Here is a 14,747-nt window from a genome sequence, read left to right as displayed (position 1 = left end):
CGAGTTTCAATTGAATCAGGAAAAACCGTTGTCTACTGCGTGGATCAGTGCCATCTTGTTTCAGGGGATATTTGTGGATACGCTTGGGGTAAAATGAACGAAAGAATACAGGTTCCCATCAAGAATATAAAGGAGAGGCAAACCGATTATAGTGCAATTAACTATGTCACAGGTCGCCTAATTGTCAAACCTTATTTGAGTGGAAATAGTCAGAATACTATTCAGTATATCAAAGGGATAAAGGCGATTCATCCCAATCGGAAAATCATTGTGATTTGGGATGGTGCAGCATATCATGACAGTGATGATTTCCGTAAATATTTACATCAAGTCAATGGAGATAAGTCAGAACAAGAATGGCGGATTTACTGCATCAAATTAGCTCCATACGCACCGGAACAAAATCCGATTGAAGTAGTGTGGCTGCAAGTTAAAAACTTCTTAAGGAAAGTGTGACACTTATTGAAGACGTTTAAAATTACAAAATATCTATTTGAACTGTTTTTAGGTTATTTTGTTCTCCATTCTTCTCATCTGACTATGTATGGTATTTTCTCATGAATAATTACTGTTTTCTATAGCACTCTGTAGTAGAATCTTCTGCACCTAAATGAACGACCCCAATGAGGCTTTGAGTCCAGGGATTAAGGCCCATCAGAGAATTCCCGTCTGTTGTTGGAGGATTAACCAGAAAGGTTTCCTGCTGAATTGAACTTAACAGGGACTGGACTAAACGCCAGTGATCACCAACTGGCAACTGCAATGCCTGATTTTGTATTTCTTGTAACGTCATCAGCCCTTCCCCAGCAACTCTTTATTCTCTTTATCCATTGTAAATTGTGGCTCTAGCTATTCTTGACCTGGAAGAACTTCTATCCAAGAACATCTGCCGAACAATGCTTCACATACCGCTTGAAACGTAACTCTTCTATCAAGCGATTACTTTGCCGCCTATCTTCAAGATTGTTCCGAGCGCAGCCGTTTGTTGGGAAAACAGTCTCCTAGGGCTGTCGATAAAATTCTTGATTGCGTCCCACGTCCACACCACAGTGTTAACACCTGGTAAGTTTGTTCGGTCGTTTTTATAGGCCCAAATACCGAGAACCTTCTTCTTTTCCTTGCGTGAGCATTCGATCTCCCATTGCTGCCCACTCGAAGTGAGGGAGTTTTTGCTCACAAGGGCAATAACGCCATCTGAGCGACGGATACGAGTGAGGACATGCTCCTTCCAGTTGGAATTGTAGGGCTCTTTCACGGACATATCGATATATTCAAACGGTGAGTTCGTATTTAGAGATTGGCCCTTGAGAAAGTCCCTCTACCCCTCGTCTTCGATAGCAAAAGCCACGAAAATTACTTTTTTGTTTGACATAATTTCCTTCTAGTCCGTTAGTTATTTATTTCGCAGAAAAAATTATATCTGCCGCTCAACGGCTTGGTTTGCAGGGGACGCACTCAACCCTCTAATGCTGGTTCAAAAATTTCAGCCACCGCTGCAAACCCTTGTTAGGCAAGTGATAAACGTTTGACTTCAATCTTACCAACGGTCTGCTCTGCTTGCCAAAGGTCGTACTGCATTTGCTGATTCAGCCAGCTTTCGGGCGATGTATCAAAAGCTTTCCCCAATCGAATCGCCATTTCGGGACTAATGCCTGCCCTCCCATTTAAGATAGCGGACAGGGTTTTTCGGCTTACACCCAAAGCTTCAGCAGCATCAGTCACCGTCAAATTTAAAGGTTCAAGACAAAGTTCTTTCAGCACCTCACCAGGATGTGGTGGATTATGCATTTTCATCAGTGGTAGTCCTCAAGATCAACATTACTAGCATCAACACCATCAAAGGTAAACGTAATTCGCCAGTTTCCAGATACTCTCACCGCCCAGGTTCCTTTGCGTTGACCTGCTAGTTCATGAAGCACTAATCCAGGCAAGTTCATGTCTTGCGGGGAAGTCGCAGCATTGAGACGGGCTAAAATCATCCGAATTCGCTTGGCATGCTTTGCCTGAATACCTCGGGTGGTTCCTGATGCAAAGAACTGCTCCAGTCCTTGATGCTTGAAACTGTCTATCATTCATGGATTGTAACCCATAACGTTACTGGTTACGATCCAACCCAAGAAGATAGCCTAACTTATGTATCAGACAGAAATATTTTGCCTAAAGGGATGACTAATGTTGAAACCTCAAGATCATCGGGTCACAGTTCTACGCACCTCTGCAATCCCACCAAAATCATGATCAATCCCCGAAGTCAAATTTGGCTTTTGAATCCATTCTACCTCCGAGCTTGAACATTTGAGCTTTGAGCTAAATCGCAGAGAGCGACTAAAGAAATGCTGAAAAGTAAGAGAAAATAAATGTAGTCACAGCATTGGCAATCAACCTTATATTCCCAGGGTTCAGATGGGGTATGCCTAAGCAACGCCGCAAAGAAAACCTGCCGACGAAAATTTGTTTGGTTTGTCAGCAATTACTTTTTTGTTTGACATAATTTCCTTCTAGTCCGTTAGTTATTTATTTCGCAGAAAAAATTATATCTGCCGCTCAACGGCTTGGTTTGCAGGGGACGCACTCAACCCTCTAATGCTGGTTCAAAAATTTCAGCCACCGCTGCAAACCCTTGTTAGGCAAGTGATAAACGTTTGACTTCAATCTTACCAACGGTCTGCTCTGCTTGCCAAAGGTCGTACTGCATTTGCTGATTCAGCCAGCTTTCGGGCGATGTATCAAAAGCTTTCCCCAATCGAATCGCCATTTCGGGACTAATGCCTGCCCTCCCATTTAAGATAGCGGACAGGGTTTTTCGGCTTACACCCAAAGCTTCAGCAGCATCAGTCACCGTCAAATTTAAAGGTTCAAGACAAAGTTCTTTCAGCACCTCACCAGGATGTGGTGGATTATGCATTTTCATCAGTGGTAGTCCTCAAGATCAACATTACTAGCATCAACACCATCAAAGGTAAACGTAATTCGCCAGTTTCCAGATACTCTCACCGCCCAGGTTCCTTTGCGTTGACCTGCTAGTTCATGAAGCACTAATCCAGGCAAGTTCATGTCTTGCGGGGAAGTCGCAGCATTGAGACGGGCTAAAATCATCCGAATTCGCTTGGCATGCTTTGCCTGAATACCTCGGGTGGTTCCTGATGCAAAGAACTGCTCCAGTCCTTGATGCTTGAAACTGTCTATCATTCATGGATTGTAACCCATAACGTTACTGGTTACGATCCAACCCAAGAAGATAGCCTAACTTATGTATCAGACAGAAATATTTTGCCTAAAGGGATGACTAATGTTGAAACCTCAAGATCATCGGGTCACAGTTCTACGCACCTCTGCAATCCCACCAAAATCATGATCAATCCCCGAAGTCAAATTTGGCTTTTGAATCCATTCTACCTCCGAGCTTGAACATTTGAGCTTTGAGCTAAATCGCAGAGAGCGACTAAAGAAATGCTGAAAAGTAAGAGAAAATAAATGTAGTCACAGCATTGGCAATCAACCTTATATTCCCAGGGTTCAGATGGGGTATGCCTAAGCAACGCCGCAAAGAAAACCTGCCGACGAAAATTTGTTTGGTTTGTCAGCGGCCGTTCACCTGGCGAAAAAAATGGGCTGATTGTTGGGATGAAGTGAAGTATTGTTCAGATCGGTGTCGGAATCGTCGCACCCAGGCCTCAAACTTAGACTCGAAGTAATCCTTTCATTAACCTCTAGGAGCATTAACTGTGAACTTTTCCTCTCTTGGCCTCTTGCGGGGGATGCGGAAAACCAATCAACAATTTGCCGTCATTGGCCTGGGTCGGTTTGGCCGAGGTGTTTGCGAAACACTCCACAACTTGGGTTACGAAGTGTTAGGGACAGACCGGGAAGAACGGTTAGTGGCCCAAGTCATGCTAGAGCGGTTAGTGGATCATGCCTTAGAAATTGACTCAACGGATCCCCAGGCCCTGAAGGAAGCGGGCATTATCGAGTTTGAAACGGTTGTCGTCGCCATCGGAAACCATTTGGAAGCCAGTGTGATTACAACCCTGAATCTCAAGGAAGCCGGAGTTCACCATGTTGTCGCTAAAGCCTCCTCAGAAGTTCATAAGAAGCTGCTGGAGCGGGTCGGGGCAGATTTAGTGGTTTTTCCGGAATATGAAGCCGGCTGTAATTTGGCCCACAGCTTAACCCGGCCAGCTATTTTAGATCGGTTTGATTTAGATCCGGATCAGAGCATTGTGGAAGTACGCGTCCCGGAACAATTTGATCACAAAACCGTAGCGGAGGTTGGCCTGCGGCGACACTATGGACTGAATCTTGTGGCTTTGATTTGTGATAACAATGTGGCCGTTAACCCAGACCCAGAGCAACGACTGAAAAAAGGGGCCGTGATGGTGGTGATTGGTCGGAACAGAGATATTGATCGCTTGCCCCTCTAAAGCCTCAAAATTGACTTAAGAAAGCTTACCCCCACCCAGATAAAGTTCGCCCACCTGCGGGTCATTCAATAAAACCTGCCCAGGCCCCGATAGTTTATCTTTACCAGTATCTAAAACATACCCCCGGTCAGACAGTCCTAAGGCGGTGCGGGCGTTTTGCTCAATCAAGATAATTGCAGTTCCCAGAGCATTAATTTCCTTGATTTTGGCAAAAATATCATTGACCAAGCGCGGGGATAAGGCAGCCGAAGGCTCATCCAAAATCATCACCTGGGGATCAATCATCATCGCCCGTCCCATGGCCAACATTTGCCGTTCGCCACCGGATAAAGTCCCAGCCCGTTGTTTGCGCCGTTCTGCGAGTTTTGGAAAGGCTGTAAAAATTTTTTCCTTGAGTTTCTTGATATTCTGGCTGCGTAAAAATGCCCCCATCTCCAAGTTTTCATCTATGGTTAAGGAGCGGAACACGTTGGCAATCTGAGGCACATAGGCAATTCCCCGTTGGACAATTTGGTTCGGCCGCAGTTGGGTAATGTTTTGCCCTTGAAACGTAATTTTGCCTTGCCGGGGTGATAAGAGTCCCGCAATTGTTTTTCCGAGGGTTGACTTTCCCGCCCCATTAGGGCCAATGACAGCCACAAGCTCTTGGGGAAAGAGTTGAAAGTTAATTCCCTGGAGAATATCTAAATCTGTTACATAGCCCGCATAGACGGATTCTACGACCAAGAGGGGTTCTGCCATCTCAGTGACTTACGCTGGAGTTTTTTGGAGTTCGGGCCGCTCTTCCGGGACAATGGCTCCCTCAACTGGGCAAACTTGAAAACAAATCCCACAGTCTATACAGGTTGCAAAATCTATCCAATACCAATCTGTACCCATCGTATTTTTACCAGGCCCCGGATGAATACAGGCCACCGGACAGGCTTCCACGCAATCGGCAATCCCGGCACAGGTTTCGGTGACAATTGTATGGGCCAAGGGAAGTTCTCCTTAGAAGCTTATTGTTTTGTATTGTGACATGCAACAGACAATTGAGGATCATAGACCAGTCCGAAGAATTGGGTGCAAAAAGCTAAACTGTAAACCATCAACAGTTTTATTGGAAGTTGTTTTTTCTAGCATTTGATAATCAATACCTATAATAATTTTATTTAACTTATCATAGAAAAACTTTTGACCCATTCATAAAAATACTCTACTTTAATCGGACGCAAACCTAGGTTTTTTCAAGGATCAGTAACCATAGGGGTAGTAGGGCTAAAATCCCGATTGTGCTAAGGGCAATGCTGCTGGTGGTAATGTCGCGGTTGAGTTCGTACTCCTCTGCCAAAATCAGGGCCGCGAACGCAGTCGGAGTTCCCGCCATCAGGACAAGGGCAAAAATCGCTTCCCGATGCAACCCCACGCCCCAGGCCAGGCCGCCCATCAATAGGGGCAAAATCAAGACTTTAATTAAGGTCGGTAAGAGGGCCAACTTCAACGACTGCCAATTGGGTAATTGTCTGAGGCGAATTCCAATCAAAATAAAGGCAAGGGGAATCACAAGATTAACTTCGGTATTAAGGGCAGTTTCCAGGCCAGTTGGAAATTCTACGGGCCGCAAAGCCATACTGAGGAGAAATGCCCATAAACTCGGCACAGTCAGCAAGTCCTTCACTTGAGTCCAACCCTGGGTGGCCCGCCCGTAGTAACTGGCAATTAAGACCCCACAGCCATAGGTGCCAATCACATTTTGAGTTACCGCAAAAAACACGGCCCAGCCCAAATGTTCGGGACTCATGACCTGAATTGCAATCGCTAAACCGACAAATCCCGTATTGCCTAACACCGAGGCCAGCAGATAGCTCCCCCGATAGGCCCGATCCTCAGCTATGGGTAAAAACAAACTGGCCTGGGTCGGGTTCACTATTAACCATTGGGGAATAAACCACCGCCGCTGGAGGGGATAACTCAATTGAGCGACAAAAAATCCCACCGCTAAGGTACTGAGGGCAAACACCGGCACCAGGCCAATCATCTGACTAAAATCGGTTTGGCGGACTAGGCTAAACACCTCGATCGGGACTCCCAGCCAATACAGGCCTCGTCCTAACCAGTAGGGAATCATCCCTGGCAACCACCGACAGCCGATCATCCCCAGGCCAATCCAGGTAATTAGGGGCCAATAACTGGCAACAAGGGCTTCGGTCATGGATTAGTTCCGGCGGCGGAGGAAGGCCACGGTTTCCACATGGGCAGTTTGGGGAAAGAAATCGAGGGGTTGAACCTTGATCAGTTCATAGGCTCCCTGATGACAAAGCTGATCCAGATCTCGGGCTAAGGTGGCGGGGTTACAACTGACATAGACAATCCGCGGGGCCGCCAAGGTTTCTAGACAGGCCAGAGTCTCTGGATCACAGCCTTTCCGGGGTGGGTCTAACAAAATAACATCGGGATGCCAATCCGCCGCTGGTATCCAAGTCGCCATATCTCCGACCATAAATTCAGCATTGGTGATCTGGTTAATCTCGGCATTGGCCTGGGCCTGGGCAACTGTGGCGGGACTAATTTCCACCCCAACAACGGCCCGGGCCTGGGTGGCTAGGGGTAAACTCAAGGTTCCCACTCCACAAAAGGCATCTAAAATCGTTTCGGTTTGGGAGAGATTCAATTCCCTTTTAATAATCTCCACCAGAACTTCTGCCTGCTCTGTGTTGACTTGAAAAAAGCTGGTGGCATTAATGACAAATTCCAGGCCAGCAAACTGTTCTCGAATTGAAGCTTCTCCAGTAATTAACTCAGTTTCGGGGCCAAAGATCTGATTTCCAGGCTGAGAATTGTAATTTAGACAGACCCCCACCAGGCCTGGGTAAGTGGCCATCCAGACTGCGGCTTGTTCGGACAATTCCGATAAATCATCAGAAGCTGTCACCAGGGTTAATAATATTTCCCCCGTCCGCCGCCCAATCCGTAAGCCCAGATGCCGTAATGCCCCGGTGTGATCCAGTTCGTTATAGATGCTCCAGGCCTGGTCTTGAATATCTAACTTGACACCGGCTAAGAGGGGATTTAAGCGCACATCTTGAACCGGACATTGATTTAAGTTGACAATCCGATGGCTGCCTTTGCGGTAATAGCCGGCCTGGACTTGGCCTTTATGAAACCCTAAGGGATAACTGACCTTGTTCCGATAACCTAAAGATTGTGGGGCGGGAATAATCGAGTCGAGGGGGACTTGCTCAAACTTGCCAATCCGTTCTAGGGCCGATTTCACCTGTTCTTGTTTGGCCGCAACTTGTAAGTCATAGCCCACGGTTTGCCACTGACAGCCGCCGCACTTATCAGCCACGATACAAGCAGGTCGAACCCTTTCAGGGCCTGGAGAAAGCAATTCTAAAAGGTTGCCATAGCCATAGCGGGGTTTGACATGGCTTAACCGTAATCGCACCCGATCCCCTGGCACAGTATCCGGGACAAAAATAACTCGCTCATCCCATCGCCCCAGGCCATCCCCAGTCGAACTCAAATCCGTAATGGTTATTTCTAAGATCTCCCCAGCTTTCCAACGGGGTAAGGTCTGGCCGGGTTCAGGCGTTGCAGTTGATGAATCAGACAAACTTGGTAAAGCACTCATGTTTTAAGCAAACGTTGGGGGTGAGGGAGGCCGAGACATGATCCACAGTAGTGAGGATCCTTTGAGCCAACCCTAACATCTAAGCAGGAAAAGCTACAACGGGTTTTGGAACTGTTGCGCGACTATAGAGATTAAAGATAACTTGTCAGGAACAACTACCTTTGTGCGGATTTGGATTAACTTTCTAGCCCTACTCCCAGGCACGACCGTAACGGTTCTGGTCATTAGCATTGCATTTTTGAGGTTCTACGATGAAAGAGACTTTTCCATCCTCGGCATCATCCCCGACCCACGAATCTGGAGCAACCGACTCACTGTGGCAGCCCTCTTGGCTACATTGGTTAATTTCGGCGTTGAGTGGAACCGTAGAAATCGAGAAACAGACCGCTTGGCTAAAGAAGAACAACGAAGACTTGAGGAAAAGCAACGAAGACTTGAGGCAGAAGAATGCGCGGCTCGCCGAGCTAGAGTTGAAGCTGAAAGAGATATTGCATTCGGAACCCTCCTGATTGACCCGAGTGACGAGAATCGGGAAAAGTTACAACAAGTTCTCATTCTCTTACGCGAGTATCAAGATAGTTTGTAAGGAATATCTACTCTGGTGCGGATTTGGATTAACTTTCTAGCCCTACTCCCAGGCACGACCGTAACGGTTTTGGTTATTAGCATTGCATTTTTGAGGTTCTACGATGAAAGAGACTTTTCCATCCTCGGCATCATCCCCGACCCACGAATCTGGAGCAACCGACTCACTGTGGCAGCCCTCTTGGCTACATTGGTTAATTTCGGCGTTGAGTGGAACCGTAGAAATCGAGAAACAGACCGCTTGGCTAGAGAAGAACAACGAAGACTTGAGGAAAAGCAACGAAGAGTTGAGGAAGAGCAACGAAGAGTTGAGGAAGAGCAGCGAAAATTGGAGGAAGAGCAGCGAGAACGAGCTAGAAGAATTGAGGAAAAAGAACAAGCGGCTCGCCGAGCTAGAGTTGAAGCTGAAAGAGATATTGCATTCGGAACCGTCCTGATTGACCCGAGTGACGAAAATCGGGAAAAGCTGCGCCGAGTCCTAGCGGTCATTGATGAGTACAAAGACAACCTTTGAATATTTTTTAATAGCATTAAATATTGAAGCCATTCATCAGTCAGGTTTTCAGGAATTTTGAAGCAGGGTGTTATGACTCGGAGGAAATGTGGGTAAAGTAGCTCTTGAAGGGGAAAGTCAACTGAACTAAGGAGTTATTGCCCTCATGAAAACTGAACTCAAGGCCAAGTTTTTACAACACCTATTGTCCAAGAAAAAAGCCAATGAAGGTTTCACCCTCGTTGAACTGCTGGTTGTGGTCATCATCATCGGTATCTTGGCTGCCATTGCCCTACCTTCTATGTTGAGCCAAGCTAGTAAAGCTCGTTTGTCTGGTGCTCAAACTGCTGTGGGTGCTGTGAACCGTGCTCAACAAGCTTATCGGCTGGAAAACACCACTTTTGCGACTGCTCTCACAAGCTTGGAAATTGGAACTCCCGCTGCCCAAGCTTATACCTTCGCTGGTCCTAGTTCTAGCGGTACATCCACTCAATTCAATGGTGTTCCTGACGATACATCAACAGATCGGGGTGTTTCAGGTTGTGTAACTGCCAGTGGTGGTTTGACTAGTTCAACTATTAAGTCTGCTACTGCTCCTGGTGGTGCTCCTGGGTGCTAATCAGTTTAGCCTATCTAAACAAACTTAATTAATCATTTTGCCAGGCCATATTTGAGTCTGGTTTTTTTAGCTATGCGGATTTGTTTCCTTGACCCAGTCGATTGGGACTACGCAATAGAAAGCGTTTATCAGCGCCCTCTTGGTGGTACTCAGTCAGCCATGTGCTACCTAGCGGAGGAGCTTGTTAAACTTGGCCATGAGATTTTCTTAATCAATAAAACTAAGTACATCACAACATCATTAGGTGTCACTTGTCTGCCAACTTCATTAATTTCCGCTGATCTATTTGATAATCTATCTCTTGACGTATGTATAGTTCTCAATGATGCCGGTAATGCCAAAATTTTGAAAAGGTACCTACCCTCCAGTACACTTTTAATTTTATGGACAGGACACAATACTAATCAGCCTGGAGTCGAGTTATTAAAAAATGAGGCTGAACTCTACGACTATTTTGTTTTTCTAAGTCAGTGGCAGAAAAATAAGTTTGTTGAAGTATTTGGCTTATCAGAATCTAAGCTAAAAGTTTTTGCTCATTGTGTAAGTCCAACATTTCTGAAAATTTTTTCTCCTGATGAATCTATCATATCTACAAAACTCTCACCTATAACCCTTGCCTACACAAGCACTCCATTTCGCGGTCTAGATATCTTACTCGAGATTTTCCCAGAAGTTTATGCAAAATTTCCTAACTGCCAGCTTAAAGTTTTTTCTGACCTAAAAGTCTATCAAGTTGATGATAGCCAAGATCAGGCTCAATATGGTAGTCTTTACAGTCGCTGTTGCGAAATACCTGGAATTGAATATATTGGTTCTCTTCCGCAACCAGAGTTAGCAAAACACCTTAAATCTGTCACAGCTTTAACTTATCCAAACACCTTTGAAGAAACCGGCTGCATTGCTGTTATGGAAGCAATGGCTAGTGGTTGTCAAGTTATTACTACTGACATGGGGGCATTACCCGAAACAACAGCTAACTTTGCCGAGTTAATACCAGTTACAGAGGAGTGGGAAGTATATAAAATCCAGTTTGCAGAGGCAGTTATTAATGCTCTCCGAAAAACACTTGATTCGGAATTACAAGAAAACTTAAACCAAAAACTTAGTCAACAGGTTCAGTATATTCAAAAGCATCATAATTGGCAAATCCGAGCTAAAGAGTGGGAAACTTGGTTAACCTCAATTATTCAACAAAATCAATTGAAGTCTTGGCCACCTGAAGCAAAGCTATATTACCAAAGAAAACAGTATGATAAAGCTCTCCAAATTTATGAAAATGCTATTGAAGAGGATCCTGATAATCTAGAAAACTACTGGCAGGCTGGTATTCTCCTTGTGCTTCTTAATAGAGAGGAGGAAGCTCAACTAATCTGGTCAATTGCACTAGCAAAGTTATCTCAAGAAGAGGTTCATACACACATTAGCTATCTCACATCTCAGTTACTAATTGAGGCAGAGCATCAATATGAAGATGGTAATGTTGACTTGGCTTTCGCAATCAGAGGTTACATCAAAGAGTTTGCTCCAGAACAAATAGCCAACCTAATCTGGATTATTAATGTAGCTCTAGAAAATAACTTTGAAATTGAATACATTAAAGAGAATCTTTTAGTACTTCAAGCGCAGTTAAACTCTAATCTTAATATCGAGGAATTTACCCAATACTCGAATAGACTTGAAAATCTTCTTAAACTTTTAACTGATAAGCTATTTGCTGATGAAGCTACAATATGTTTTTTGAAATCTCTTGTTTTATTTAAAGATTATTTACCAGATTTTTCTAACATTTTAGATAATATTACTAGACGATTGATGTATAAAGACTATCTTCCGCATCTTGCTGTGGATTATGGTGAAATTTATTTAGATACTGCAAATAGAAATTATGAATCACTGTTACTTATGAGTGATATCTACCGATTCTCAATTAAACTAGAGCAAGCTGAAGAATGCATCAATGAAGCATTATCAAAATGTGATACCTTAAGCTCTCGCGTTTTAACACTCGCGAAACTGAGATATATTATTTTGTGCTTTGGAAGTCGGTGGGAAGACGTATACCGAATTGACAATGAACATCTAGCTTTATTATCTGAATTGATTAAGAATAATCCTCAAAACATTCCCCAACACGAAGCTTTCCGGCTTTTGGTTGGAAGTTTAGTATCCTGGTACTTATATGACGAGCCATCAGCTTATTTGCCATTGCTTAGTGAATTAGCAAATCTATGTTGTTCTAATATTCAAAATAACGCTATTACAAGAGGTTTCAAATTACCAGCTTACAACTCTAACTTAAATTGGAGAGATACTCATAGTAAGAAACTAAAGATTGGTTATGTTTCATCTTGTTTCAGAACTCATTCAGTTGGTTGGTTAGCTAGATGGTTAATTAGTTCACATAATCACTCTGAGTTTGAAATATTTTTATATTTTGTAGGTGCTAATACTCATGGAAATGATCCACTTCAAGAATGGTATAAATCCCTTAATGTCAATATTTATACTGAAGGAAGTTGGTATTATGAAATTGCAGAAAAAATAATTCAAGACGAAATAAATATCTTAATTGATTTAGACAGTGGAACCTTTGATGGCACCTGCGGTGTTATGGCTCTCAAACCAGCACCAATCCAAGCTACTTGGTTAGGTTTTGATACATTCGGGTTGCCCACAATTGACTATTTTATTGCTGACCCTTATGTTTTACCAAATATTGCTCAAGAATATTATCCTAATTCAATTTGGCGACTCCCTCAAACTTATTTAGGTATTGGAGGCTTTGAGGTTAACGAAGTGTCACTTAAGCGTCAGGTGCTTGGCATAGAATCTGATGCAATTATTTATATGAGCGCTCAAACTGGTCTGAAACGACATCCCAGTACAGTTCGGTTACAGATGGAAATTATAAAAAAAGTTCCTAATAGTTACTTCTTGATTAAAGGACTCTCGGATGAAAAAACAGTCAAGCAACTATTTGAGTCTATTGCAACCGAGATTGGAATCTCTTTAGAACAACTGCGCTTTATTTCTGGTGATCCTACTTCTATGGTTCATCGAGCTAACTTAGGGATTGCAGATGTTATCTTAGATACCTTTCCCTACAATGGCGCAACTACAACACTCGAAGCTCTTTGGATGGGAATCCCGTTAGTCACTCGCGTGGGACAACAGTTTGCTGCACGAAATAGTTATACCTTTTTGAAAAATGCTGGCGTTGAAGAAGGTATTGCTTGGTCTGCGGAGGAATATGTGGAGTGGGGGGTCAGGTTTGGTACGGATCATGAACTCCGCCGTAAAGTAGCTGAAAAACTCCGCCGTGCCCGTTATTCTGCTCCTTTATGGGATGCGAAGGGCTTTACAAAAGAAGTAGAAGCCGCTTACCAGGCCATGTGGCATCACTATGTTACGGGTGAAATGATTCTCCCCCCAGGCCATCGCATCGGCTAAAGCAAAACTTAACACTGCTCTGGGGAAAATGGCACAATGAAAGCAACCCTGATTTCCCTAATTCCCCCCACTCTGCTGACGATCCTTGTTGCCGCCACCGCTGCTCTTAGATTTTATGACGCAACCGACTTCCCCCCCACCTTTCCCCCCAACACCTTCCGACAATGGAGCTTCTGGACATTCATCGCCACCATCGGGATGGCTATGGTGGATTTTGGCCTTAGGGGGTGGATTGGATATTTGGCAGCGATTGAAGGACAGCGAGAGAGAAATCTCCAAGATCGAGAGCGAGAGTTACAAGCTCAAGAACGAGACCAACAAAATCAAGAGCGAGATCGTCAAAATCGAGAAAGAAACCGCCAAGCTGAAATTATTAAACTCCAAGCTCAACGCGATTTGGCAATCCTCGCCTTCCTCACCAATCCTACGGAACTCGACCGAACCCGACTAGAAGCCATGTATCGAGAAATTGAACAAGCTAATTTGGATAGTGAATGATTAAGACTCTCTGGCTTGATCTGCTGTTAGCTACCCTGTCTGAGTTTATCCAGCACCGAGCGATCTTCGAGGGTTGAGGTATCCCCAGTCACTTCTTCCCCGGCTGCTAAGGGCCGCAACAACCGCCGCATAATTTTTCCTGAACGGGTTTTAGGCAAAGCATCACTAAAGCGAATTTCCCCCGGCCTGGTAATCAAGTTTTGATTTTTAAGGGAAGAACTTAGGAAACCAATTCACATCCAAGACTTGCTCAAGGGTATAGGGACAACTTGCGGGAAACTCAACCTTAAATCCTGTCTTGGCTCTGACATACTTCAGCGCATCCTGATAAATAGATTCAAAATTTCGGGCTAGGTGGTGACACAAATTATTCGTTAATCGTTTTCTGAGTTGGGTTCTGAAATTAATGATTTCTGCTTGCCAGTGGTTGATATTTTTATCCCGTTCAACATCCCAGAATTCAGCTAGTAATAAATGTCGGATAATTTGCTCAACTAAACTTTCAACTGCATGACGCTTTTCATTACCCAAGTCTTCCAATTCTTCAATCAGATTTTCTAGATCTAGAGTTTCAAATCGACGATTTTTGAGGAGGTAAATCGTTGTTTCTAGCCACTCCATCTCGTCTGTTGCATAGATTTGAGCTAAGTTAGTAACAGAAGTCATTAATTTCCCTGACAATATTAGTAAGTGGACTGAAGAAGAAAGTGGCAATGAGTGAACCTAATGATACCATCCAAGTCCTAGAGCGACTCACAGTTGCCATGACTGACCTACACAGAGAAGTTAGCCTGATTAAACATGATCTTCAGGAGTTGCGGGGGGATGTTCGGGTCAACCAAGCCACAACTGTCGAACAACTCAAGTCCTTAAATGATAAGTTTGAGGGTTTGCGCTCAGAGATTAAGGAAGATGTTGCAGAATTACGGGATCGCCAAAAAGGAACCGATGCAAGATTATGGCTTTTTCTCGGGGGCCTGGTGACTCTGTTGGGAGGTGGTTTATGGGGACTGATTCGCTTAGTCTTACCTGTTCCAGTAACATGAAATGGTTTTATAACTGGGTAAG

General features: G+C 44.2%; 20 protein-coding genes and 1 pseudogene. 9 read left to right on the top strand and 12 right to left on the bottom strand.

From position 1 onward, the window contains the following. Positions 1 to 456 (top strand): transposase (locus RIF25_RS08510; protein ID WP_322878120.1); only part of this gene is annotated, 456 nt, incomplete at its 5' end. Between the two features lie 109 nt (positions 457 to 565). Here RIF25_RS08510 and RIF25_RS08505 read toward each other — a convergent pair. The 6 genes and pseudogenes from RIF25_RS08505 to RIF25_RS08480 form a co-directional block, all read right to left on the bottom strand. After that, entirely contained in the window at positions 566 to 793 is a 228-nt protein-coding gene (locus tag RIF25_RS08505; RefSeq protein WP_322878119.1) for a hypothetical protein, read from the bottom strand. 213 nt (positions 794 to 1,006) lie between these two features. Continuing rightward, positions 1,007 to 1,372, bottom strand: a pseudogene (locus RIF25_RS08500) (TIR domain-containing protein); the annotation flags it as partial. 134 nt (positions 1,373 to 1,506) lie between these two features. Next, the gene (locus tag RIF25_RS08495) at positions 1,507 to 1,794 is read right to left on the bottom strand and encodes a HigA family addiction module antitoxin (protein WP_322878117.1); all 288 of its coding nucleotides are present in this window, start codon (positions 1,792 to 1,794) and stop codon (positions 1,507 to 1,509) included. Beyond that, positions 1,794 to 2,072, bottom strand: coding sequence for a type II toxin-antitoxin system RelE/ParE family toxin (locus tag RIF25_RS08490; RefSeq protein ID WP_322878116.1), 279 nt, complete (start codon positions 2,070 to 2,072; stop codon positions 1,794 to 1,796). The genes RIF25_RS08495 and RIF25_RS08490 overlap by 1 nt, the downstream gene beginning before the upstream one ends. Positions 2,073 to 2,623: 551 nt before the next feature. Then, complete coding sequence (locus RIF25_RS08485; protein WP_322878117.1) at positions 2,624 to 2,911, bottom strand: HigA family addiction module antitoxin; 288 nt, start codon at positions 2,909 to 2,911, stop codon at positions 2,624 to 2,626. After that, entirely contained in the window at positions 2,911 to 3,189 is a 279-nt protein-coding gene (locus RIF25_RS08480) for a type II toxin-antitoxin system RelE/ParE family toxin (RefSeq protein WP_322878116.1), read from the bottom strand. The genes RIF25_RS08485 and RIF25_RS08480 overlap by 1 nt, the downstream gene beginning before the upstream one ends. A gap of 338 nt (positions 3,190 to 3,527) precedes the next feature. Between RIF25_RS08480 and RIF25_RS08475 the strand changes: the two genes are divergently transcribed. Both RIF25_RS08475 and RIF25_RS08470 read left to right on the top strand, forming a co-directional pair. Next, on the top strand, positions 3,528 to 3,695 hold the full coding sequence (locus RIF25_RS08475; RefSeq protein WP_322878115.1) for a DUF2256 domain-containing protein: 168 nt from the start codon (positions 3,528 to 3,530) through the stop codon (positions 3,693 to 3,695). A gap of 30 nt (positions 3,696 to 3,725) precedes the next feature. Next, entirely contained in the window at positions 3,726 to 4,421 is a 696-nt protein-coding gene (locus tag RIF25_RS08470; RefSeq protein WP_322878114.1) for a potassium channel family protein, read from the top strand. Positions 4,422 to 4,436: 15 nt separating this feature from the next. Here the strand turns inward: RIF25_RS08470 and RIF25_RS08465 are convergent, their stop codons facing one another. From RIF25_RS08465 to rlmD, 4 genes are all read right to left on the bottom strand, one after another. Then, positions 4,437 to 5,162 (bottom strand): ABC transporter ATP-binding protein, encoded by a 726-nt coding sequence (locus RIF25_RS08465; RefSeq protein ID WP_322878113.1) that lies wholly within the window; start codon positions 5,160 to 5,162, stop codon positions 4,437 to 4,439. Positions 5,163 to 5,171: 9 nt separating this feature from the next. Continuing rightward, entirely contained in the window at positions 5,172 to 5,399 is a 228-nt protein-coding gene (locus RIF25_RS08460) for an indolepyruvate ferredoxin oxidoreductase subunit alpha (protein ID WP_015125115.1), read from the bottom strand. Between the two features lie 238 nt (positions 5,400 to 5,637). Then, positions 5,638 to 6,612 carry an AEC family transporter gene (locus RIF25_RS08455; protein ID WP_322878112.1) on the bottom strand — a complete coding sequence of 325 codons (975 nt, stop codon included), beginning with the start codon at positions 6,610 to 6,612 and terminating at the stop codon, positions 5,638 to 5,640. A gap of 3 nt (positions 6,613 to 6,615) precedes the next feature. After that, positions 6,616 to 8,034, bottom strand: a complete 1,419-nt coding sequence (gene rlmD, locus RIF25_RS08450; protein WP_322878111.1) for a 23S rRNA (uracil(1939)-C(5))-methyltransferase RlmD — start codon at positions 8,032 to 8,034, stop codon at positions 6,616 to 6,618. Positions 8,035 to 8,197: 163 nt separating this feature from the next. Between rlmD and RIF25_RS08445 the strand changes: the two genes are divergently transcribed. From RIF25_RS08445 to RIF25_RS08425, 5 genes are all read left to right on the top strand, one after another. Next, positions 8,198 to 8,620, top strand: a complete 423-nt coding sequence (locus tag RIF25_RS08445) for a hypothetical protein (RefSeq protein WP_322878110.1) — start codon at positions 8,198 to 8,200, stop codon at positions 8,618 to 8,620. Positions 8,621 to 8,635: 15 nt separating this feature from the next. Next, positions 8,636 to 9,133: a hypothetical protein gene (locus RIF25_RS08440; protein WP_407682367.1), complete on the top strand. Its 498-nt coding sequence runs from the start codon at positions 8,636 to 8,638 to the stop codon at positions 9,131 to 9,133. A gap of 145 nt (positions 9,134 to 9,278) precedes the next feature. After that, on the top strand, positions 9,279 to 9,731 hold the full coding sequence (locus tag RIF25_RS08435; RefSeq protein WP_322878108.1) for a type IV pilin protein: 453 nt from the start codon (positions 9,279 to 9,281) through the stop codon (positions 9,729 to 9,731). 72 nt (positions 9,732 to 9,803) lie between these two features. Continuing rightward, complete coding sequence (locus RIF25_RS08430) at positions 9,804 to 13,181, top strand: O-linked N-acetylglucosamine transferase family protein (RefSeq protein ID WP_322878107.1); 3,378 nt, start codon at positions 9,804 to 9,806, stop codon at positions 13,179 to 13,181. 36 nt (positions 13,182 to 13,217) lie between these two features. Next, positions 13,218 to 13,679 (top strand): hypothetical protein, encoded by a 462-nt coding sequence (locus RIF25_RS08425; RefSeq protein ID WP_322878106.1) that lies wholly within the window; start codon positions 13,218 to 13,220, stop codon positions 13,677 to 13,679. A 26-nt stretch (positions 13,680 to 13,705) separates the two neighbouring features. Here RIF25_RS08425 and RIF25_RS08420 read toward each other — a convergent pair whose 3' ends face one another. Continuing rightward, positions 13,706 to 13,876 (bottom strand): hypothetical protein, encoded by a 171-nt coding sequence (locus RIF25_RS08420; RefSeq protein WP_322878105.1) that lies wholly within the window; start codon positions 13,874 to 13,876, stop codon positions 13,706 to 13,708. A 10-nt stretch (positions 13,877 to 13,886) separates the two neighbouring features. After that, positions 13,887 to 14,345: a DUF29 domain-containing protein gene (locus RIF25_RS08415; protein ID WP_322878104.1), complete on the bottom strand. Its 459-nt coding sequence runs from the start codon at positions 14,343 to 14,345 to the stop codon at positions 13,887 to 13,889. Positions 14,346 to 14,392: 47 nt separating this feature from the next. On the opposite strand from RIF25_RS08415, the gene RIF25_RS08410 reads away from it, so the two are divergent. Beyond that, positions 14,393 to 14,725: a hypothetical protein gene (locus RIF25_RS08410; protein WP_322878103.1), complete on the top strand. Its 333-nt coding sequence runs from the start codon at positions 14,393 to 14,395 to the stop codon at positions 14,723 to 14,725. Positions 14,726 to 14,747: the final 22 nt, after the last annotated feature.

The sequence above is a fragment of the Pseudocalidococcus azoricus BACA0444 genome (assembly GCF_031729055.1).
GTDB lineage: Bacteria > Cyanobacteriota > Cyanobacteriia > Thermosynechococcales > Thermosynechococcaceae > Pseudocalidococcus > Pseudocalidococcus azoricus.
Note: the sequence above shows the minus strand (reverse complement) of the source record. Positions and strands in the feature narration are given on the sequence as shown.